We start from the raw sequence: 22,389 nt of genomic DNA, 5'->3' as shown, positions 1-22,389 counted from the left end.
TGATAAGCCTGACACGATGAAATCAAAGCTGATATTGAAGAGTAAAACGCTGAACCGCGAAAGCGCCTGTCGGCGCGAACGCCGCTCGCAGCGGCAAAAAATGAAGCCCGGGGCTTAAGCACGGTCCAGCGCGTCTCTAAGTATAACTGGTCATCCTACGTTTACACGCCGAGCGCGTAAAGTGAGGGTTTACGAGTGTTTACGTGACGCCGGATTACTTGAGTTTGACTGACATGAATGCAGGATTGCTCAGGGCTGACGGACGGAACTTACTGGGTTGCTCGATTTGGGTGTGCGTGCCAGATTACTTGAATCTGTCGGTTGTGCAATGTTGGATTACTCGAGCTTTCCCTGGCGCCAGAGGCCGGCTCCGTGGCGGAAATCCGCGGAAGTCGTCATCAGGTTGCTGCCGGTGTGCAGCAGGCGCGCGGCAATGGTGCGAGGGTCGTTGGAGGCCGGACCGGCTGAACTCGCCGGGCCTTTGCCTTGACGATAGCGTGTGTCGGCGTCACTCAGGGCAGAGTTGTAACGGTTGGCGGCGGGGTTGTTGCGGTCGCTTTCGCCATAATCTGTGCGATTATCCTTGCCGTGATTGGCATCGTCGCTATCGGCGACATTGTTGGCCTCGTCGGAGAGCCGTTGTGCCGCTTCTGCTGCCTCAACTTCACGCTGCAAATCACGCATATGCGCCTCGCGACGGGCTGCTTCCGCGGCTTCGACCTTGCGTGCTTTGCTTGTCAGCATTTTCGCACGAATTGCAAGTCCTTTGGCAATCACGTCGATGAAGGCCGAGGCACGTTCGAGCGCGACGGCAAAATCACCGGTGAATGCGCCGGAAAGTATGGAATCTGCGGTATGCACGATGTCTTCGGCGGTTGGGGGAGTATCGACACCGGCGATAGCAGAAGCGGCCGTGTCCTCCGGCTCGGCGATACGGTACAGGCTTGCCAGCGATCGCTGGTTCTTGCGCATCCATGTGCGCAGCAGGTAAAGTCGCCAAAGGATGCCAGGCAGGGAATCGGGCTCCGACCTGCTCCACAGTTCCGCAATGATGTCGACTCCTTCGCGGTCGACCAGTGTCAGCACCCGCTGCACGATTTGTGGATCCTGCGTATGGTGCACGCGGTCGAGCATCGCCTGCGCCGAAGCATGGCTCATTTCGTTGATTTCCTCGGGATCCATGCCGCCGGCCATTTTCTCGGTCAACGCCGGGTCGAGCTGGGCAGGGCGTGCCGGGCGTGAGGAACCCGTTCGAGCGGGTGCGAAGCCAGGATGAGCGGAATTGACGGAACCGGAACTGTAATGCACTGGGTTAGTAGACAACTGGAGCCATTCTTTGAATATCGATGATGCGCGGGCCTTCCGCGTCTTTCACGATAAACAATGCTACCGCATTACCCGTCGGCATATAAGGCGACTTAGCGATGAGCTGTTTGGCCAGCGATTTCGAGGCGCACATGGTGCGCAGATGCTCGAAAATCCCGCCGATGACCGGCCGATGCATGCAGATGGCGGTGGCCCTACTGTACTGTTTCGGCGTAGTTTCCGGTGTAGAAGCTGCCGTTGGGTTCTCGTCTGGGGCAGAAGCTGCATTATCGGTATCGTCAGCGTTTTCTTTTTGATTGGGCGATGGGGAATCATCCGTTGATACCGTCGAATCTTCGGCATTCTTATCCGAATCGGATATCGCAGAGGCGGAGTTTTCGCTCTTGTCGTCGTTTGCCGATTTGTCGGCATTCTTACCTGATGAGCTACCGGCATCGGTGGTATCACTGATTTTGACCACGGCTTTGGTACCGACCCGTACGGCGCTTTTGGCCACGGATAGGCCATCGGTTTCAGCAAACAAATCGTCGATGACGTCTGAAACACACTGCCAGGATGCATCGGGATCTGCCGCGAAGGCGTCTTCCGTAAGCGCCGGCAGTTGCTCGGTCTCAAGCCCGGTATGCCAAGCGTAAGGTTCGAGCGTTTCCATGCAACGCAGCCAGGGAGAGGAAACAAGTTTTTGCGGGGCATAGCACCCCAGCTCCTGATTCAGTGCGAAGCTTGCCGCTGCGCCGCGCGGAATGATGGGGCGATTGGCGTCGGTACCGTTCCACTTTTTACGCGCGACCGCTTTGCTGTGACGAACGATAATCAGCTTCTGCGCCTTGAGCGCGCCTTCCTGGATGCGGTCGACAAACTGGTCGAGAATATCGCGGTCGAGCGGATGCGAAAGCAGTTTGCGGGCTTGCGGGATGGTCAGCCATCGCACTTCGTCGATTTCACTGGTTTTCGCAGGCTTAATGGTGCCGACAGCCTGCTCACGACTTTTTGCCGTTTCCGGCGAAATCGGGTGAGCCATCCAGTAGACGACATGCTTGGTATAAATTGTTCCGCTGGTCTTGCTGTGCTTTGAGTTCTTACCTTCGGAATTGAGTGGATATTCGACCTCGCCGATGCTTGGGCCCAGCGCCACCGGCACGCCCGTTTCCTCTTCCATCTCGCGTATCGCGGCATGACGGCTGGACTCGTGCTCCTCGAGTTTGCCTTTCGGCCAGCTCCAATCGTCATATTTCGGGCGATGCACCAGGCAGACTTCCAGCTGCGTGATGATGGCGCGGAAATGGATTTCGGCTTCGGTCAATGGCAGCTTGTGCTTCCGCCGCTTGCGCTTGCTGGTGCTGCGGGAGGCACGAGCCTCGGCGAACTTGCTAGCCTTTACAGCTCGTTCGTCGACGTTCGTAGCCTTGCCCGCGGCGATCCAACGGTAGGGAATGCCCCCCGCCGATTCAACGACATGTGATGGTTTAATCTCGGAGGTCATTTAGCGCCCGCTTCTTGATTGTTATTTACGGCCACGCTGGTGGGTCTTGATCAGCAGTTCCTGGCAATCGACTAGAGGCTTGCCGTCCTTATCGTGCGAATGGCGGATATAGGTGCCGTCCGGCTGCATGTGCCAGGACGAGGTGGTATCGGCCATCTGCAGATCGACGTAATCGATGAGCGAGGTGATTTCCTCAGGGTCGGTGATGCGTACCAGCGCCTCCACGCGGCGGTCGAGGTTACGGTGCATCAAATCGGCCGAACCGATCCAGACTTCCGGTCCGGAGGCCGGGCCTTCACCGATCTGCGGGCCCGCGGAATTCGCGAAGGCGTAGATGCGGCTGTGCTCAAGGAAACGGCCGAGGATGGAATGGACGCGGATGTTCTCGCTCAAGCCTGGAACACCGGGTTTCAGGCCGCAGATACCGCGTACGACGAGGTCGATTTTCACCCCGGCCTGGCTGGCGCGATAGAGTGCGTCGATGGTCTTTTCGTCGACGATGGAATTGACCTTGATCTTGATCCAGGATTCGTGGCCGGCGCGTGCGGCGTCCTCTTCGCGGCGAATGCGCTGGATGAGTCCGCTGCGGCAGGTGCGCGGGGCGACCAACAGACGATGGAAGCTGGAGCGCGGTGCATAGCCGGAAAGCTGGTTGAACAGGCGAGTCAAATCCTGCCCGACCACCGGGTCGCAGGTCAGCAGGCCGAGATCGGTGTACTGACGAGCGGTCTTCGGGTTGTAATTACCGGTGCCGACATGACAATAACGGCGCAGCCCGTCTGCTTCCTGGCGCACGACCAGCGAAAGCTTGCAATGGGTCTTCAAGCCGACAATGCCGTAAACGACATGGACGCCTGCGCGTTCGAGCTTGCGGGCCCACGCGATGTTCGCATCCTCATCGAACCGCGCCTTGATCTCGACCAGTGCCAAGACCTGCTTGCCGGCATGCGCCGCATCGACCAGCGCGTCGATGATCGGCGAGTTGCTGGAGGTACGGTAAAGCGTCTGCTTGATGGCCAGCACCTTCGGGTCGGCCGCAGCTTGGGCCAAGAAAGCCTGTACGGAAGTGGAGAACGAATCGTAAGGATGGTGCAGAAGGATATCGCGCTCGCGGATGGCGGCGAAAATATCCTGCGCACGGCTCGACTCGACCGTTGCAATCTGTCGGTTCGTGGTCGGGATGAACGGCTTGTTCTTGAGGTCCGGCCGGTCAATATCCTGCAGCTCGAACATCAGCTTCATGTCGAGCGGGGCGGGCAGACGGAAAATTTCGTCCTCGCTGACGCGCAGACGACGTGCCAGAAGCTGGGAGAGGAACGGGCTTGTGGTGTCGCTGATCTCCAAGCGAATCGGCGGCCCGAAACGACGGCGCAGCAGTTCCTTTTCCATCGCGTTCAGTAGGTTTTCGGCGTCATCCTCTTCGACGTCGATGTCCTCGTTACGAGTGACGCGGAACGAACGCGCCTCCTTGATGATCATGCCGGGGAAGAGCGATTCGAGGTGGGCGATGATGAGGTTCTCCATGGTGATGAAACCATAGCGTTCCTCACGGCTTTCCTCGTCGGTCAGATCGTCGACGGGAACCAAGCGGTTCAGATTGTCTGGCACCTTTACGCGGGCGAAATGGGTCTTGCCACTGTTCGGGTTCTCCACCAAAACGGCGAGGTTCAGCGAACCGCCAGAAATATAGGGGAAGGGGTGGGCCGGGTCGAACGCGAGCGGCGTCAGAACCGGGAAGACCTGCTGACGGTAATAACGCGAAAGCCGTTCCTGCTCGGCGCTGGTGAGTCTGTCCCAGCTCAGCAAAACGATATGTTCCTTCGCCAGCTCGGGAAGGATGTGCTTGATGGCTTCGTTGGCGTGCTCGGCCTGCAGTTCGTGCGCGGTTTCGCTGATCGAACGCAGTTGCTGGCGTGGGCTCAAGCCGGACGCCGAAGTCACCGCGATGCCGGTGTCGATACGGCGCTTGAGGCCAGCGACGCGCACCATGAAATACTCATCGAGGTTCGAGGCAAAGATGCCTGCGAAGTTGGCGCGTTCCAGCAGCGGGACTTCAGGATCCTCCGCCATTTCGAGTACACGCTTGTTGAATTTGAGCCAGCTCAGCTCGCGGTCGAAATAACGGTCAGCCGGCAGCGGTTGTTCCTCCGGCAGCGCCTTGCGCTTATCGGACTTCTCGGTTTCTGCGATGTGCTCGGCAATCTGACTGCGGAGCAATGCCTTCGAGGGTGCGTCAAAAATCTGTGCCATATCCCTACTCTAAGCATTGCCATAGAGCTATGGAAGACAAGAAACGCAGAATTCGCCATATTGTGAATAACTAATTTTTCGTCCACCGTGATTTACCCAGAATGTGCATAATTTTCTGACTCAACCCGCAACACGCCTCAAATGTGGATAACCCCTATCATCCGACCACAGTGCCTGTTTTAGCTTGCTCTTCGGCGTATAGCAGTGTTTTGCTGGAAATGGAATACAAAACTGACGAAAGAGGGGAATGAAGTGAATTTGCAAAACATATCAAAAATGATAATATCAAAATTGATAATTAAATAGGTGATGCCATGGAAAATTTTGAAGTTGAGTTCTATGCATTACCCAATGGCAAGAAGCCAATGCAAGAACTGTTGAGCTCGTTGGATGAAAAATTAGCGCGGAAATTGTTGGATGACATCGACATGTTGAGGGTATATGGCAACCATTTGCGTGAGCCATATTCAAAGCGTGTCTCTGACGGTATTTTCGAGTTACGCGTTCGGCAGTCGACAAATGATGTTCGTGCCTTGTATTTTTTCATGGAAGGCCGTCGAATCATCATCACCAATGGTTTTGTGAAAAAGCAAAATAAACTGCCGCTTGTGGAGTTGTCCAGGGCAAAACGGTATCGCAAAGATTGGTTGGAAAGGGAGGCGTAAATAGCGATGGATGATTTGGATAGGTATATAGCCGAGCGCAAAAGCCGGGACCCGAAATTTGCGGAGGAGTATGAGCGCACCAGGCCAGAGCACGAAGCCGCGATAGCGATTATGGGTGCTCGGATCCAGGCTCATATGACGCAGGCTGAAGTGGCGAAAAGGTGCGGTATGAGGCCTTCGAACTATTCACGTATTGAAAGGGGAAATTCCATTCCAACGGTCCGAACGCTTGCACAAATCGCCAAGGGGCTGGGGCGCAAACTCAAGATTGAGTTTGTGTGAGTTTTGCACTGCCATTTTGTGGGTACGGTGCTTCGTTACGCTGCAGGAATAGCGAAACGACAGAAACGCACAATCGGCTTTTCTTAGAGACCAAAATATGACATTTCATGTGCGTAATAGGTTGGAAGAAAACGTTAGCTACCATTAACGCACAAATGTCGTTTTCGGTTTGTGTTAGCGAGGCGGATAGTACATAATATGAACTACAAGCACAATTGAACAGAGCAGATCCACAAAAAGACAAGGTCTCGATGACTATTACGTTGAACGGGCCGATGATAAAGCTTACCGTTGCGACGATGGAGTTGTGAAGTTATCTGCTTTTCAGTTGGACTTGTTAGGAGACCCGCTTCGGCGGGTCTCCTTTTACGTTCGGGGCAGTTTCATGCGTTCCATGAGCTCGAGCTTGAGTAACGTCTTACAGTCCTGCGAGCCGATATTTGACGGACTTGTAGATATTCAGACTTGGTATCCGCAAGGACGCCCGCTCGTAGTCAATGCCATCTAAACTGAAAACCATGACTGACGATTCCACTGGACAGGTTCCACAAGCAGCACAGGCCGGCAATTCCGGCGAACCCGCACCGCGCAATCAGACCAAAGTCGCGATTCCTTCGCCTCCTCGGGTTCAGACCGAAGCCCCGGTAAGCCAGGCTCGGCCGGCAAGTCAACCGTCAGCTACGCCGCCAATTCAAAACGAACCGGTGAGTTTCGTGGCTTTCGGCAGTGAAAGCGCCACGTTTGACGATGACGACAGCGCCTCGGCAGGCAGCGTTTTCACGGCAGGCACGAGTGCGGGCAAGTCCGGCATCAAATCTGCCAACGAAACCTCAAACAGTGACGCTTCCGAGGCCGATGACGACATCGAAAAAGGACTCGCTCAAATCGATCCGCTGACCATTCGTCCACGTGTGTCCAGCTGTGTCCTCGCCGTTGTCCTCGCGCTGCTCTGTTTTGTTTCGGCCGCTGCGATTTATTGGTTCGGCGTGCACACCATGGAGGGGCAGAGCTTCGACGAACTCGTCTGGCAGGTGTTCAACACGAGTGCTCCGAGCTGGATTATCGCGGTTGCGCATGTGCTTAACCGCGGCGTGGTGATAGTGGTAACCAGTCTGACGATTGCCGTGCTTGCTTTCATCATCGCGGCGGTCCGTAAACGCTGGTGGCTGGTTGGCCAGATGGCCGTGTTTGGGGGCGTTGCCTACGGCGCGGCGTGGCTCAAACGGCTTTTGCCGAGGCCAATGATTATCCGTGTCCTTTCCACACACGAAAACAGTGCGCCTTCCGGTCACACCTTGCTTGCGGTGGGGTCGGTGCTGGTGCTGCTTATCGCCGTTCCGCGCGTTTGGCGTGCGTTGGTCGCGGTGCTTGGAGGAACATATAGCATCCTTGTTGCCGCTTCCGTGATCGTCGGTCGCTGGCACCGCCCGTCTGACGTGCTGATGTCGCTGTTCATCGGTGGAGGTCTGGCGATGCTTACGCTCGCGTTCACGCGCAAATCCGGTATGGACAGCCCTGGCAGCCGAATGTCGTCGGCCAGCATACAGATTGTCGGCAGCATCATGATTACGTTCGGCGTCGTCTCCTGCGCCTACGCCGGCTACATGCTTTGGCAGATTTATCCCGGGCTTGACATTATGGCTATGTGGGCCAAGAACGGCGCGTGCGCACTGACCATGGCTGCCATCATCGGTGTCGGCTGTCTCATGTCCGGCCTCACGCTTGCAGTGCGTCAGTTGACTGCGTCCCCGTTGACGCGTCTGGGCTTGGTCGGGGCTCCTCCCGCCCCGCCGCAGGAGTAATCACGCGGTTGCGTTATTCGTCAATGCGTGGATGTCGCCTTCTAAATAAAAAAAAAGACACGTTTAGCTGCCGGTCACGTTGGAAAAGTGGTGAATTCGGCCGGTTTGATTACTACCTTGCTGCTTCTTCATGCCCAAATCTTTTGCACATCGGCGTAAGGATGAATGCGCCAATTGCCAAGCAAACGCCAGTGCCGACCATAATCGGCGCAACTGCGAGACGATCGAAAAGCAGACCGTAAGTCATCTGGCCCAGCGGCGCCGCACAAAGGCTGGCGGCTGAAATAAATGCGCCGATTTTGCCCATCAGCTCGTCAGGAATCAGTGTCATAAAGGTCGGAGTGGCGATGATGTTGGTGAAGTCGGTGGAAAGTGTGACCAGGCAAAACGCGACAATGAACGTGACCAATTTCGCCCACCTGCTCACTGGCAGCGCGAAAGCCACAGCGATCGGCGCGAAGCAGAGGGCTGAGGCGTAAATAGTTGCAGGCATCTGCCGCATGAATAGTTTCGCGGCCAGTGCGGTGGTCAGCAAGGTGTCAAGCAGCGAAACAATACTCATAATCCCGTCGCAATAGCCGTAGATGTCGGCCCCGAAACGCAGCGCCGTACGAATGATATAAGGCGAGCCCACAGACGAGACCCCGTTAAGGAAGAAGTTGAGAGCGGCGGTGACGGCAACGAGTTCGAGCAGCGTCGGGTTGGCCCTGAGAAACGCGGCGGCATCGCGGGTGTCGGCCAGAAAAACTTTGAGGATATGATGGCGAACAGTTGGCTTAGTGTTTTGGAATTTTGATAATTTTGAATCGTTCATTCCTACTGCACCAGGAAACATCGCCGTTGCAGATTTACGACCTGGGTTGGTTTGTTTGCCTGATGATAGTTCGTTCTTATTTCCATTTATCGCTTCATGATGATGTACTGTGCCGAGCCTGATGAAGCATTCCAATCCGGCGGTGACGAAGAAACAGACAGTCGTGGCGGCCATCATGGTGCGGATGCCGATCAAGGCGTATAGCGCACCGCCTGCAAAGGTGGGAATGATTTGCATGATGGAGTTGACCTGGCTGGAAATCGCTTGGGCCCGTCGCAGCAACACAGTGTCTTTTCGTCCGAGCATTTGGGGGATGGACGCGCTGACGGTAGGGGATTCTAGCGCGTCAAGCGCCGAAAGGGTAATGAGCAGCATGGCGATTGAAACGATGGTATGGGCTTGCATAAAGCCGAACGCGAGGGTTGCAACCAATACGATGCTTCCGCTGACGGCGTCGAGCGCGACCATCATAGTCCGCCGGTTGACACGGTCGGCGACAACTCCGCCGAATGGCATAAGCAGAATGGTCGGGACGATGGAGACGGAGAGCAGCGTCGCAAAAACGGTGGCCGAGCCGGTTTTGTCGAGCACCCACATCGACATGGCGAAGCGCAGCATGGTGTTACCGAACAACGAAAGCCCTTGTCCCGCAATGAGCAGGATAAAGTTGCCGGAACGTAATGGCGAAACAGTCGGTTTGGAGGTGTCTTGTGCTTGATTTGTTTGGACTGTCCTTGCTTGTTTGGATTGGTTTAGAAGAGCGGGGTTTCGAAGTTCAGTCTCGTCTATAAATTTCTCGGCTTTTGCGCTACAGATGTCCTTCATATTTTTTTCCCTCGAAAGTTTTCAATTTACATACCGACCGGCGGTATGTAAATCATGTAATAAAACGCCTGTATATCGTTGTTATGAATTGTTTTGAGCTATTGGAACTCTTAAATGAATAACTCAGGAAACGTTACCTGAGGGTCTCTTTATTTTCAATCTTTTGGTTTTGTTGTCGCTTTTGGCAGTAGTGTTATCGGAGTTCTGAATTTGAATCTGTGAGTAAAAGTCGGCGAGCTTGTCAATCATGTCGTGCGTAATCGCGGGCACGCCGATAGAGACGCAGATGGTCGCCAGGCATTGTGCACGGTGTCGCAGCTCGTTGCGGGTGCCGGGGTAGAAATTCGGCATGAACCAGATATTCATCAGCAGCGTGAGCAGTTCTGCCGCCTCCTGCGGATAGTCGGTAATGATGGAACCGTCCTCGATGCCACAATCGATGAGTTTGCGCATACCGACCGGCAACGTGCGCGTCCATGCGCCGATACTTTCGCTGAGATTCTGCGGGTCGTTGGCTGTGGGGAGCGTGCCCTTGAGCCTTTCGACATGTTCCTGGTCGGTCATGGTACCGAGGAAAAGTTCGCGGATTTTCTGCAGGCCGTTCAGGTCTTTGCGTTGAAGAAGGGCGTCGTATTGGGCGTAGGATTTTTTGTTGTCTTCGTCGCTGATGGCGTCCAGGATATCCAATTTGGATTTGAAATGGTGATATATCGCGCCTTTGGAGAGGTCGCCAAGTTCATCAAGGATATCCTGGATCGAGGTGTTTTCGTAGCCTTTAGCGGCGAACAGCTTCTGCGCCGCGTCCAGTATGCGGCGCCTGGTCACTTCAGGATGTGCATTGCGTGCCATACTGTGCCTTCTTTTGTGATATCGATGGACTGGCGGTAAGTGGAACGTAAGCCTAACCGATTGCGTGCCTCGTTCGTGACCAAGCTAATCTTGTAATCAGTATACATACCGCTGGTCGGTATTGTGTAAGGTGTGTCGCTATAAGGGGAGTTCGCAACCCCGAGGCACAATAGGGGCATGACTTCCAAAGGAAAACCGTCGCCGCGTTCGAGTGTTTTGCCTCTGAGCGATGCGCAAGTGGAGCTTCTGGGCAAGCGTCACCGTCTGGTGGATCCGACGCAATATTTCCCAACCGGGCCGCGCAAGGCGAACACTGCCGAAATCGAAGCGCAGAATCCGAAAGGCACCAAGCGGTTGCTTGACGCTGTGTCCAAGATTCTTCGAATGCATAGCAAGAATTACGCATGGGGGCTTGAACACGTCCCCGAAACCGGCCCGTTCATTACGGCCGCCACACATGTCACGATGTATGACGTCTTTATTCCTATGGATGCGCTGTTCCATATGGGTCGCCGTCCGCGTTATATGGCCAAAGCCGAGATGTCGCATTGGCCTGTCATCGGTAAATGGTTCATGCTGGTGGGTATGCAGCCGGTGCCGCGCCGCAGCGGTAAGGCCGTCGAAATCGAGAAGGAGTCCATTGATATTCTCACTTCCGGTCGTCCGCTGACAGTCTGGCCGGAAGGCACGCTTTCGCGCGATCCGCTCAAATGGCCGATGAGTCTTAAGGACGGAGTCGGCATCATCGCGCTTGAATCCTCGCGCCGGCTTGGCTGCCAGATACCGCTTTATTGTTCGGTGACGTGGGGCGCGGCGAGCATCAACCATTGGTGGCCGTGGCCGCGCAAGAACGTGGTGATGTGCTATGACGACGTGTTGGATTACGGCGACTTGCTCAAAGACATGGATTCTTGGGGTGATGAGCCGCCGATGGAACTGGTCACGGAGCTCACCACGCGCATCCGCGAACGGATGGAAACGATTATGGCCGAGATTCGCGGCGAAGAGCCTCCGGCCGAAGGTTATTGGGATTTCCGTACGATGAGCCGCAAGCCGCGTCGCGCAAATTCATAGTAGAACGGGATAACAGTAACTATTATGGAAGAATCTAGCGATGCAAAGGAGCAGATTATGAAGGTGACAGTACTCGGGGCAGGCGCTTGGGGAACGGCGTTCGGCCAAGTGCTTGCGGACGCAGGCAACGACGTGACGATGTGGGGGCGTGAGCCGGAAATCGTCGCAGGCATCCGCGACCGCCATTACAACGGGGTGCGACTTCCGAGCGTCAAGTGTCTTCCTGACAATATGACCGCCACCGGCGATCGGGCGGAAGCGGTGAGCCAGGCGCAGATTGTCGTCGTTGCCATTGCGGCCCAGCATGCGCGTGAGGCGTTGGAGCTTTTTGCACCGTTGATCAAGCCCAACGCCATCGTAGTGTCGTTGATGAAAGGCATCGAGCGTACTACTGGAAAGCGCATGGATGAAGTGGTGCGTGAGGCCTTGGGGGGTCTGCCGGCGCAGCGTTTTGCCGCCATTTCCGGCCCAAATCTGAGCAAGGAGGTCGCTGACCGTCAGCCCAGCGCAACGGTGGTGGCCTGCGAAAATATCGACAATGCCAAAATCGTCGCGGAAGCCTGTAAAACCCCGTATTTCAAAGCGTTTGTCACCACTGACGTCATCGGTGTGGAAATGTGCGGATCACTTAAAAACGTCGTGGCGCTCGCGGTTGGTATGGCACGGGGCGCAGGCTACGGCGAAAATACTGCCGCAATGGTCGAGACGCGTGGCTTGGCGGAACTCGTGGGGCTTGGCAAGGCGGCCCACGCTGAAGCCAAGACCTTCCATGGCCTTGCAGGGGTTGGCGACCTGATTGCCACCTGTGGATCGCCCCTGAGCCGCAACTACACTTTCGGTGCGAACCTTGGCCGTGGCATGAGTGTTGAGGAAGCAACGAAAGTCAGCAACGGCGTGGCCGAAGGTGTGCCCACGACGGAGGCTGTGGTTCGTATGGGCGCTCAGCTTGGCGTGCAGACCCCGCTGGCCAGCGCGATGGACGATGTCTTGAAGCACGGCCTGACCTGCGAACAGATGCTCCACGAGCTGGTGAAAGGCGACATCACCGAAGAATAGCAAGACTGTCTTCTTACTTCTTGTCGACACACCTATATTTCTCGCGTGCATCGGCTTTGTGAATGAGAGGTATACGTATCGGAGTGTCGCTGCTTTGCCGTGTAGGCTTGGGGTTCAGGTTCGGTTTCGGACGAGGTAAAGCGAGGAAATATGCGTAAGCAGCGTGTGGTGGTTTTGTATGGTGGCAGAGCGGACGAGCATTCGATTTCCTGCCTTTCTGCGGCTGGAGTTTTGAAGGCGATGGATACCGAACGGTTCGAGCCGATTCCCATTGCCATCACCAAGGCCGGCGAGTGGGTGATGGGCGGCACCGATCCCCGCGATTTCGAAGTTGCCGACGGCGCGATGCCCGTGGCCGAGGGGACGGAAGCGAATGAGGCCGTCAAACCGGTCGTTCTCGATATGTCCCGCGGCAATAATGGCTTCTATGTTCGCGAGAAGAACGGCAAGCTCACTTCGCTGGGTTATGTCGATGTGGTATTTCCCGTTTTGCACGGTCCGTACGGTGAGGACGGCACGGTGCAAGGCCTGCTCGAGATGATGGGTGTGCCGTATGTCGGCTGTGGGGTTTTCGCATCGTCCGCTTGCATGGACAAGGCATTCACCAAGATTATTTTGAGCGAGGCCGGCATTCCGGTGGCTCCCGGTGTGACCTTCGATACCCGCGATTTCGACGCGTCCGACGAGTTCAAGAACGATGCTGCAGAAGCAATGAAAAGTATCAAGTCAGCTAAGCTGCGTTATCCTCTGTTTGTCAAGCCTTCCCGCGCCGGTTCGAGTTTCGGCGTGACCAAATTGGAACGTGAGGGGGATACGGAAGAACTCGCTGCGGCGCTTTTCGAGGCGTCGCACCACGACTGGAAGGTGTTGGTGGAGCAGGGCATCGACGGCCACGAGATCGAGTGCGCTGTGCTCAACCCGGTTGCCGGCGAGGAGCCGAAGTGCGCATTGCCCGGCGAGATCGTGCTCGACCGCCGTGGCGCCGACGACGACCAGTTCTACGATTTCGACAGCAAATACACTGATTCCGAAGCCTCGCACGTTGAGGTTCCGGCGAATCTGCCCGATGAGACGTTGAAGCGTGCGCAGGAAGTCGCGGTTCGAGCGTTCAAGGCCATTGACGGGGCTGGGCTTTCGCGTGTGGATACGTTCGTGACCCCGCGCGGTGAAGTGATGGTCAATGAAATCAACACCATCCCTGGATTCACCCCAATTTCCATGTACCCGAAGGCTTGGGAAGCTACCGGCGTGAGTTATACAGAACTGATTACCAGGCTCGTCGAAGGTGTGGTACGGTGATTCTATATATCAAAAATTGCTGAATTTAGTTTGAAATAGATAAGTCGTTTTATATTATTTATTATCACGATTAATATAATTGGATTGATCAATAACTCGAGAGGGTGTGTGCCGCACTATGAATGACGATAACCGTTCTGAAGAGCAGACTTCGCAGTCGGGCGAGCACGAAGAATCCAGTGCGTCACAGCTGCCGCAACATCAGCCGCATTCGGCGTATCATGCGTTGCACGCCAAAGCACAAACAGAGCAGAAGTCGCAGGAAACTCCGCAATCTGACCGTCTGGAGGATTTCTCTGCATTCCATCGTCATACTTCGTCTCAGACCCAGACAAATCAGGCGGAATCTCAATCTCAATACAAACCGCAATCGGCTTATCGGACATTGAACGAGCAAGTGCGGGCTCAGTCTGAGCCGCAGGCATCGCAGCCGCAGTCTTGGAGAGCTGAAACTGCGCCGTCGCCGCAATATCAAGGTCAGCCTTACAACCCTCAGACCCAGCCGAATCAACAGTCTCAGCCGCAGACATACCAGACGCCCCAGCCGCAGCTGTACCAGCAGCCTGGCCAATATGCTTCGCAGCCCGGTTATCAGCAATTCCAGTACCAGCCGTATCAGCCTCAATATCCACTGAACCAGCAACCCCAGTCGCAATATCAGCAGTACCAGCAGTCTGGTCTATATACGCAGCAGTTTGGCCAATATTCTTCCCAGCAGTACTCGCAGCAGCAATACCTGACATACCAATACCCGTCGTATCCGCAGCAACAGTTTGGATCGCAACCGCAGTACCGACAGTACGGTCAACCGCAGTACCAGCGGTATCAACAGCCCCAACCCCAATACCAGTACCAGCAGCCTGGCGTAAGTTATCAGTACCCCACGCAGCCTCGGTACGGTCAGCAACCGCCTGCGCAATTCGCCCGTCCGGCGTTCGGCGGTTATTACCAGCCCAACGCTGCGTGGCAGGCCGCGATGTCCCGATGGCTTCAGAGTGCGCGCAAACGTTTCTCGAACATTGGCTTCGCCTTGGTCATGGTGGTTCTGGTCTGGAATGTTCTTGCCGCTATTCTTTCTGGAGTTGCGGCGCTATTCGTCGATCCCCGCAAAATGCCGATGTGGGGGCAATTGCTGATCGGTAATGGGCCGCTTTACGCGGTTGCGATTCCATTATCCCTGCTTATCTTCCGTAAGATGCCTAAGGTCAAGCGCAAAACAAGCGATATGGGAGTAGGCATGTTCTTCGCGCTGATGGCCATATCATTCCCGGTGGCGGATATCGGCAACTGGATTGGCAACATCCTTTCAGGCGTGCTTTCGCACAATCAGGCAGAGAGCAGCATCAACGACCTGATTCAACGTCTCGACCCGATAAGCCTTTTGCTTTTCACCGTGATCATCGGCCCGATTTTCGAAGAATGGCTGTTCCGCCGCCTGCTGATTGACCATATGCAACAATATGGCGAGAAAACGGCGATTCTGGTGTCTGCCTTCGCTTTTGGCCTCTTCCACGGCAACCTCTTCCAGTTCTTCTATGCTTTCGGCTTCGGCCTGCTGCTTGCTTACGCCTACGTGCGCACCGGCAAGCTGCGCTATACCATCGCCATGCACATGACGTTCAATTTCTTCGGTGGGTTCCTCTATGAGATGACTTTCCTGCCGATGAGCAAGAGCACGTGGGCCACGGTTTCGGTGGATATGTTCGGTGGGATACAAAAAGCGTTCGCTGCAGGGAATGGTAGGGAAGTCACGCCGTTCCTCATGTATCTCGTTTTCGATCTTGTCATGTTCATTGCGGGCATCGTCGTCGCTGTGGTCATGCGCAAGGAGCTGGTGTTCTATCGGGCGCCCGAGGAATTGCCGGCAGGCACGCGCCTCAAGACGGTGGTTGGCAATCCCGGAGCGATTGTGTTTATCGTTCTGTGCATCGTGCTGATGATTGCGGCGTTGTTTAACGTATAAAGGTCGCGGATTAAAGATTCGAGATTACCGTTACCGCGGAAGTTGGTTGGAATATGACCATTGCCGCGGTAACGGATTTTAAATAGCGAAGCCTAGATAATGAAATCTTCCTTCGCCAACGCGCGCACGGCGCAATCGCGTACCCGGTCCTGGCTGATGCCGGTATTGGCGAATAGCAGAGCCTCGCCTTGCACTCCGTCTGGTGAGAAGCCGGTGAAGTTGATTTGCGGTGGGTTTCTGCGGTCGGTGATGTTCGCTGTCGCCGTTTTGAGCACACTGGCTATACGCTTTGCAGCCATTTTGATATCGGTGCCGGGTTTCACTGCAAAAGCGACGCTGACGCACGCCTCGCCCTCCCGGGTAAGCCGTTCCAGCGAAGAAGTGTTGAGTACTGAATTGGGAATAATAAGCTGATTGCCGTTGCGCTCGCGCACCACCGTCTGCCGCCAGGTGATGTCTTCGACGGTTCCGGTGATGTTTTGGATACGCACGTGGTCGCCCGGGTGAATGACATGACCGATCATCAGTCCGAATCCGGAGATGATATTGGCGATGGTGTCTTTCAAACCCAGTGAAATCGCAACGCCGCCGACGCCAAGCGCCGTGACGATGGTGGTCGGATTGATGCCGAAAACCGGCTGGAGCACCATAGCCACGGCAATGGTCCAGATCGCCACCAACGAAAGGTTGACGAAAATCGACGCATTGGGAATGCCGGAATGATTAAGTAGTTTTTTGAGCCATCGCGAAACGACTTTTGTAGCCGCAAAGGCGACGGCGAGCACGATAATCAGAAATGCGATGCGACTATCGTGCGCCTTGAGCCAGTCCAGCAATGTATCCATAAGGCTTTAGCTTACCCCCGTAGGCCTAGACCTGTTGGACCGGCTTAAAATCCAAAAATCAAGCAGAGTGACTAATACCACCCATAAGCGCGGCGTTTCCCCTGAAGCCGTCGGTATGTTGATGCTGCATAGTGTGAAGGTCCTCAAGCAGGGCATCAACCTCGTGCTTGAAGTCCTTGTCTTGGCTTTCGGCTTCGGCGATGCTCTTGAGCAGGGAACCGTCGCTATTTTCCAGTGCACTGCGGAACATCTGTACCCAGAAACCGGGCATGCTGTCGCCGGAAACGGCCATGTAGAGCGTGCGAGCGACCACTGCCGCATCGAGATTGCTCCACTGTTCGACCGTCGTCTCCTTGGCGAGTTTGGGCCACATACCGGAAAGCGCGAGCAGGCCGCCGACTGAGAACTCCAACAGGCAATTCTGGGTGATGGTCATGTCGCGGTCGAGATGCTGCCACTCGATGAAGCCGTCGCGAATCGCGTCGTGTACCGTGAAAAGCAGGAACGGGGAACCGTGTTCGCTTACTGTCAACGCGAGACGGTCGAGATAGATGCGGTTGGCCGGTACGCCGATGAGCTGCATAACGATGCCGTTCCAGGCTTTGGCCGGGTCGATGGTGAATTCGGGCATTGCCCTGTTGATTCCTTCGACGGCATGCTGAATTGCGGTTTCGGCGAGATTGTTGAGCTTGCAGTAATGGTAGTAGAAAGAGTTACGGTTGACACCGGCCAGGTTGACTATGTCAGTGACGGTGATTTTGGGATAATCCCGCTCCTCAAGCAACTTCCAGAACGCATTCTCCATGCGCGTCGTAGCCGGCAATTGATTTGAGTCTTGTCGGGGTCTAGACATTCTGATGCCTCCTGATGATTGAGAAAATTCTATGTGAAGAATTTCTGTATTGATTCTAAAGGATAACGGTTGACGATTTTCGTTAAATCGCGATTATCGCGTAGAGAAAACTTTCCGATGGTTCATTATACAGAGAGTTGTGCATATTAAACTAGATGAAATTATTTTTTAAATCTAGTTCTTTATACGTAACTTTGTAAATTTATAAATTAAAATGTGACGTAAATCACAATAATTAAAAATTCGCTTTTAAATTTGGGGTGAACATTCAAAGCGCGATAGATTGAAAACATGGATATTCAAGCTTATCAGCTGCTAGTTGGCGGGTTCGGATCAATACATCACGAACAAAGCAAAGGTGTCGAGCGATATTTGTTAATGTTGCCTAATTCAATAGACATAAAAACGTTTGACGTAAAAGGGCGTTCGAATGATTCGATGAATGTCAAAAACGGTGAAAAACTATCTGTTGATGATATTTCGCAGAAGTTGCCAACGATCGAAGCCGCGGGCGTGGCTTCGGATGTGCCATCACCTTCGTGGCTTTTGCGTGAAGGCGATACGGTTTTCGCGGTTCTCGAGGATACCGATGAAGTCGCTTCGTTGCGTGTCGTATATAAAGGAGCGAATTCGGGTGGGCAGGCCGGCAATAAGTCTGGTGAATTTGCTCGTGGAAGCATCGGCGGCAATTCGGGCGAGTTGTCTGGCAATAACTCTGCCGATACATCCAGCGCAAGTGCGCGCGAAAATGTTGACAATCGATTCGGCGAAGTGACGCTTCGCGAAATATCCCGCGTGAAATTGCCTGCGAAATCCGGCCCCACTCATGCCGCCATTGCGGTTGATCCCATGCTCGGACGCCATTTGATTACCGCCGATTACGCGGATGGTACGGTATGCGTTCTGCCGATTGGTGCGGATGACGTTCTGGGTCCAGTGGCGCAGGTGCTGCACGGCGACCCGGAGCACCACGGACCGTTGCCGGCGCAAGAGGCGCCGCACGCCCACTGGATTCTTCCCCTGACCGACGGTCGTGTGCTGACCACTGATTTGGGTGCGGATCGCATCTATATCCATCGCTGGCAGGGTTCGTGTCTGGTTCGCACTGGCTTTGTTTCCTTGGCTCCCGGCACCGGCCCGCGTGACATGCACGTTTTGCCCGGTCCTTCCGGCAAGTTCGGGGAGAGCGGCGACTGGCGTATAGCAGTCGTCGATGAATGGGGTTGTACGGTGACCATTCTCGAACCGGTCGGGTCGGACGTTGAAGGTTCTCGAGATAGTGGGGACGATAATAAGGACGATAAAGATAAAGGAGCGAAAGGCCAGTCGGAGGAATTCTGGGTGGCCCAAACTGTCAACCTCGGTGGCGACAAAGGGAAGCACCCAGATCAGGCTGCCTCCTTGGCCTTTGTGCCCGATGCCCTGCGTCTTACTGGTTCAACGGAAGACCAAAACACTGTGGTCTCGCCGTTCTCACGCGGTTTCGTCTATGTCGGGCTGCGGGGTTCCGAGCGCATCGTGACCCTGTATTGGGACGGCAGCAAGCTGAGCCGTTTGGCCGACGAGGGCGATCCGAGTTGGAAAGGCCGCGGCGTGCAAAGCGGGGGCAAGCGCCCGCGTCACCTTCTGGCTGTCGGCAACATGTTGATCGCAGCCAACGAGGTGAGCGACAATCTGAGCCTCTTCCGTGTGGCAGCTGACGGGGAACCGGTGCATCTCGGCGACTACCCGGCCGGTTCGCCGACCGCGGTGTTGCCCCTGACCGGAGTTTAAACCGCGTTTTTCCATTTTTACAGTTCATCTGCTCGACTGTCGCCGAGGTGTCCTTGCATTAGAATTTTGATGGAGTTTTGCACTAAATAAGGTATTCCCGGAAAGTTAATTAGGCAGCTACGTAACGGGGTATTTCGTTGTTGCGTTTTAAAATCCGTTATTGTTCTTTATCGGGTTTGGACTGTATAGAATACACTAGTCCAAAAATATCGATTTATGATATAAAATAACTTTTTATGTCAAATCTAAATCAAGCTGTATCGGTTCTTGTTGACGTAGCTAGAGTTTTTTGACGTAAGAGTGTGCAAAAATCGATGTGAGCGGTTGGTATTTAGGGTTGAACGGTTAAAAGCGCATGGTGAATTTTGAAACTTACTTGCTTCGATGGGGATTTTTGCTGGGTTCGCTTGCTACTTGCGGCGCTTTGATTGGGCTTTTGTGGACAAAATACCCGGCGGTAGATGTTTTCGGGCACCGGTTGCATATCTGAGGCCTTTAACATAAGTAGAATAAAAATAAATAACTGCATATTATACATGCTAAATTTATAAAAATTGTATAAATATTTTTAGAAATACTTTTTATGATATATGCTGTAAGCAAAATTCTAGATAGATTTAGACAACCGGATCGGCAAATAAATTTTTCGTCACTGTAAAAGCGCCGTTCGTCGTCATATTACAACCGGATAGCCATAAGTGTGTTTGTAGTGCATTCGCTCCCTTTAGTTGCTCCTGGATGTATGACTCGATGGACTATGCATTATTGTTATACATTTTTATCGAGGCTGTTGCAGAGTTGCGTCAAGTCATCGCCGGGTCGTCTTCAACCCATCGCAAGATATCGCCAAGCCTCCGCCAAGAGTTACGGCCAACCGTATTGTTTACCTGGTTTAAGATGACAATATGTATAAGTGAGTGTCATTTGGTGAGTGTTGAGGAGCTGCTACGAGCCAATCATCTGGTCTCGCTGAACCCTGGATAACCGTTATCTTGCCCTTGGTCGGCCCCGGTTGTATACTTGATAAGTTGTGTGTCGCTGTTGTGCGCCAAAACGCAGGATAACGGCATCAAGACTTGCAAGTCAAAACAGTATAGGGAGTCCATTATGGCAGCTCGTTGCGCAGTGTGCGGCAAGGGACCGCAGACCGGTTACAGCGTTTCGCATTCACATATTCGCAATAAGCGCACCTTCAGCCCGAACCTTCAGTCGGTTCGCACCACTATCGACGGACAGAACGTTCGCGTTCGTGTGTGCGCCAAGTGCATCAAGGCTGGTAAGGTTCAGCGCGTGGCCGCGTGAATCGCGAGTAGCAAACAGCAATTTGAAAACCTCCGTACGTCGTTCGGCGTCGGAGGTTTTTTCGTGCCTGCGTATTGATGTCTGTGTATTCGTTTTCGTGATTTTGTCCAGCGAGCCGCTAATAATGAGGACTCGCTTTGGGAATTGAGGGGTTCCCACCAACATAAAGTGGGCGCGTTCGGCGCCACCCTTGCAATGGAAGCGCGCTTGAAGGCGCGATGCACGAATGTCCCGCGCAACCGTAAACGGCGATAAGACGCAGGAATGAAATGGAGAAAGAAAACATGGGCTCTGCCATGTCTAGTTCAATTGCGCCTGAAAACGGGATTGCCATAGAGAAAACAAAGCGCGCGGAAGAAGATCCGACGTCACCGCACAAGCCGCTGAAAGCGCGTATCGATGTCAAGCATCCGAACCTGACGATGCTCGGGCTTTATCTCGGCGCGTTCCTTGGAATGTTGAGCGAAACCGCGATGAACATCGCGCTGCCTGACCTGATGGTCAGCTTCCACATCGGTTCTGGCACCGCGCAGTGGATGGTGGTGGGCTATATGCTCGTCATCGGCATCGTGCTGCCGTTCACCAGCCTGCTCTTAAAGTGGATTCCGTCAAAGCCGCTGCTGCTCTTCGCGCTGGCGATGTTCTTCGTGGGCTCGCTGATTTCCGGTTTCGCGCCGGGTACTTCGTTCGGTGTGCTGCTCGCAGGTCGTATGATCCAGGGCATCTCGACCGGTCTGGTGCTGCCGATGATGTTCTCCGTCATCCTCGAGGTCTTCCCGCTTAATAAAATCGGTGCGGCTATGGGCATGGCCGGCCTTGTGGTCATGTTCGCCCCAGCCATCGGCCCGACCCTGGCCGGCGGTTTGATTGGCGCGTTCTCTTGGCGTGCGATTTTCTTCTTCTTTGCTGTCATCGCACTGGTCGCGTTTGTGTGTGCCTCGATCTGGATGGTCAACGCCTACAAGCTCACCAAGCCCAGCATCGACGCGCTTTCCTGCATCACCTCGATTGTCGGCTTCGGCGGCTTCGTGCTCGGCGTCAGCCTCATTAGCGACTTCGGTTTCTCATTGCCGGTCATCGCCATTCTGGTCGTCGGTATCGCCGCCATCGCCACGTATAGCTACCGTCAGCTGCACATGGACAACCCGGTTATCGACCTTCATGCGTTGGGCATTCGCCAGTTCACGGTCGGCGCGCTGATTGTGATGATGAATTTCGGCATCACGCTGGCCACCATGTATCTGATGCCTCAGGAACTGCAGAATGGCCTCGGCGTGAAGGTTGCGCTCACCGGCCTCGTGATGCTGCCCGGTGGTGTGGTCAACGCGCTCGTTTCCATGTTTGCCGGTCGCCTCTACGATGTCGTCGGCGCGAAGTGGCTCGTGCGTGGCGGATTGGTGCTTTCCATGATTGGTGTCGTCCTGCTGATGCTGGCAGGCCCGTCGACTTCTGTGGCATACATCATCTGCGCGCACGTCATCCTGATGATCGGTATCCCGATGGCCATGAGCCCGGCCCAGTCCTCGGCGCTTGCCTCGCTGCCGCAGCATCTTTCGACCGATGGTTCCACCATCCTGAACACGATGCAGCAGGTTGTCGGTGCGGTCATCACCGCTGTCGCCACCATTCTGCTCGGTGCCGGCCAGGCTGCTTCCCACTCCGGCGGCAAGGCGATGGCTTTCGTCACCGGCTCGCGCTGGGGCTTCACTTTCGCGCTGGTGCTCGCCATCGTCGCGTTCATTATCTCCTTCGGTCTTTCCAAGCAGACTTCGACGGACGATGCCTCCAAGCGCTGATGGCGTGATTTAAATGGTTCCCGGATATTTTGCCGGGGAAGTCCCGCACAAGTCGACAGATAGGTTTTAGAGATTGGCTTAATATGGCCATTCCTGAAATCCTATCTGCCGACTTGTACGGGACCTTGTCGT

The 22,389-nt window shown here is 54.6% G+C and carries 17 protein-coding genes; 10 read left to right on the top strand and 7 right to left on the bottom strand.

Annotated features, from left to right (window positions below; all coding sequences use genetic code 11):
- Positions 1 to 336 precede the first annotated feature (336 nt).
- The 3 genes from OZX72_RS08100 to OZX72_RS08090 are packed head-to-tail and all read right to left on the bottom strand — an operon-like array spanning position 337 to position 5,059.
- Positions 337 to 1,323 carry a hypothetical protein gene (locus OZX72_RS08100; RefSeq protein ID WP_277158189.1) on the bottom strand — a complete coding sequence of 329 codons (987 nt, stop codon included), beginning with the start codon at positions 1,321 to 1,323 and terminating at the stop codon, positions 337 to 339.
- Positions 1,313 to 2,809 (bottom strand): NUDIX domain-containing protein, encoded by a 1,497-nt coding sequence (locus OZX72_RS08095; RefSeq protein ID WP_277158188.1) that lies wholly within the window; start codon positions 2,807 to 2,809, stop codon positions 1,313 to 1,315. Before OZX72_RS08095 ends, OZX72_RS08100 begins: the two co-directional genes overlap by 11 nt.
- 21 nt (positions 2,810 to 2,830) lie before the next feature.
- Positions 2,831 to 5,059: an RNA degradosome polyphosphate kinase gene (locus tag OZX72_RS08090; RefSeq protein WP_277158187.1), complete on the bottom strand. Its 2,229-nt coding sequence runs from the start codon at positions 5,057 to 5,059 to the stop codon at positions 2,831 to 2,833.
- A 314-nt stretch (positions 5,060 to 5,373) separates the two neighbouring features.
- Here OZX72_RS08090 and OZX72_RS08085 point away from each other — a divergent pair, with 314 nt between their 5' ends.
- The 3 genes from OZX72_RS08085 (at position 5,374) to OZX72_RS08075 (ending at position 7,808) form a co-directional block, all read left to right on the top strand.
- The gene (locus tag OZX72_RS08085; RefSeq protein ID WP_277158186.1) at positions 5,374 to 5,724 is read left to right on the top strand and encodes a type II toxin-antitoxin system RelE/ParE family toxin; all 351 of its coding nucleotides are present in this window, start codon (positions 5,374 to 5,376) and stop codon (positions 5,722 to 5,724) included.
- Positions 5,725 to 5,730: 6 nt separating this feature from the next.
- Entirely contained in the window at positions 5,731 to 6,006 is a 276-nt protein-coding gene (locus OZX72_RS08080; RefSeq protein WP_277158185.1) for a helix-turn-helix transcriptional regulator, read from the top strand.
- A gap of 518 nt (positions 6,007 to 6,524) precedes the next feature.
- On the top strand, positions 6,525 to 7,808 hold the full coding sequence (locus tag OZX72_RS08075) for a phosphatase PAP2 family protein (RefSeq protein WP_277158184.1): 1,284 nt from the start codon (positions 6,525 to 6,527) through the stop codon (positions 7,806 to 7,808).
- 112 nt (positions 7,809 to 7,920) lie between these two features.
- Here the strand turns inward: OZX72_RS08075 and OZX72_RS08070 are convergent, their stop codons facing one another.
- Entirely contained in the window at positions 7,921 to 9,255 is a 1,335-nt protein-coding gene (locus tag OZX72_RS08070) for an MFS transporter (protein ID WP_277158183.1), read from the bottom strand.
- A 315-nt stretch (positions 9,256 to 9,570) separates the two neighbouring features.
- Positions 9,571 to 10,296: a TetR/AcrR family transcriptional regulator gene (locus OZX72_RS08065; RefSeq protein ID WP_277158182.1), complete on the bottom strand. Its 726-nt coding sequence runs from the start codon at positions 10,294 to 10,296 to the stop codon at positions 9,571 to 9,573.
- Between the two features lie 177 nt (positions 10,297 to 10,473).
- Here OZX72_RS08065 and OZX72_RS08060 point away from each other — a divergent pair, with 177 nt between their 5' ends.
- The 4 genes from OZX72_RS08060 to OZX72_RS08045 all read left to right on the top strand — a co-directional run bounded on the left by OZX72_RS08060 (position 10,474) and on the right by OZX72_RS08045 (position 15,688).
- Positions 10,474 to 11,370: a lysophospholipid acyltransferase family protein gene (locus OZX72_RS08060; protein WP_277158181.1), complete on the top strand. Its 897-nt coding sequence runs from the start codon at positions 10,474 to 10,476 to the stop codon at positions 11,368 to 11,370.
- 57 nt (positions 11,371 to 11,427) lie between these two features.
- Entirely contained in the window at positions 11,428 to 12,426 is a 999-nt protein-coding gene (locus OZX72_RS08055; protein WP_277158180.1) for an NAD(P)H-dependent glycerol-3-phosphate dehydrogenase, read from the top strand.
- A gap of 150 nt (positions 12,427 to 12,576) precedes the next feature.
- Positions 12,577 to 13,725 (top strand): D-alanine--D-alanine ligase family protein, encoded by a 1,149-nt coding sequence (locus OZX72_RS08050; RefSeq protein WP_277158179.1) that lies wholly within the window; start codon positions 12,577 to 12,579, stop codon positions 13,723 to 13,725.
- A gap of 118 nt (positions 13,726 to 13,843) precedes the next feature.
- Positions 13,844 to 15,688: a CPBP family glutamic-type intramembrane protease gene (locus OZX72_RS08045; RefSeq protein WP_277158178.1), complete on the top strand. Its 1,845-nt coding sequence runs from the start codon at positions 13,844 to 13,846 to the stop codon at positions 15,686 to 15,688.
- A 92-nt stretch (positions 15,689 to 15,780) separates the two neighbouring features.
- Here the strand turns inward: OZX72_RS08045 and OZX72_RS08040 are convergent, their stop codons facing one another.
- Complete coding sequence (locus OZX72_RS08040; protein WP_277158177.1) at positions 15,781 to 16,533, bottom strand: mechanosensitive ion channel domain-containing protein; 753 nt, start codon at positions 16,531 to 16,533, stop codon at positions 15,781 to 15,783.
- Between the two features lie 58 nt (positions 16,534 to 16,591).
- Positions 16,592 to 17,386, bottom strand: a complete 795-nt coding sequence (locus tag OZX72_RS08035; protein ID WP_277158176.1) for a TetR/AcrR family transcriptional regulator — start codon at positions 17,384 to 17,386, stop codon at positions 16,592 to 16,594.
- A 438-nt stretch (positions 17,387 to 17,824) separates the two neighbouring features.
- On the opposite strand from OZX72_RS08035, the gene OZX72_RS08030 reads away from it, so the two are divergent.
- The 3 genes from OZX72_RS08030 (at position 17,825) to OZX72_RS08020 (ending at position 22,257) form a co-directional block, all read left to right on the top strand.
- Positions 17,825 to 19,159, top strand: coding sequence for a beta-propeller fold lactonase family protein (locus OZX72_RS08030; RefSeq protein WP_277158175.1), 1,335 nt, complete (start codon positions 17,825 to 17,827; stop codon positions 19,157 to 19,159).
- Positions 19,160 to 20,266: 1,107 nt separating this feature from the next.
- Entirely contained in the window at positions 20,267 to 20,461 is a 195-nt protein-coding gene (gene rpmB / locus OZX72_RS08025; RefSeq protein WP_277158174.1) for a 50S ribosomal protein L28, read from the top strand.
- Positions 20,462 to 20,730: 269 nt separating this feature from the next.
- Positions 20,731 to 22,257 (top strand): MFS transporter, encoded by a 1,527-nt coding sequence (locus OZX72_RS08020; RefSeq protein ID WP_277158173.1) that lies wholly within the window; start codon positions 20,731 to 20,733, stop codon positions 22,255 to 22,257.
- Positions 22,258 to 22,389: the final 132 nt, after the last annotated feature.

This window comes from Bifidobacterium sp. ESL0769, from assembly GCF_029395495.1.
Taxonomy (GTDB): Bacteria; Actinomycetota; Actinomycetes; order Actinomycetales; family Bifidobacteriaceae; genus Bifidobacterium.
This window is presented reverse-complemented; position numbering and strand designations above follow the sequence as displayed.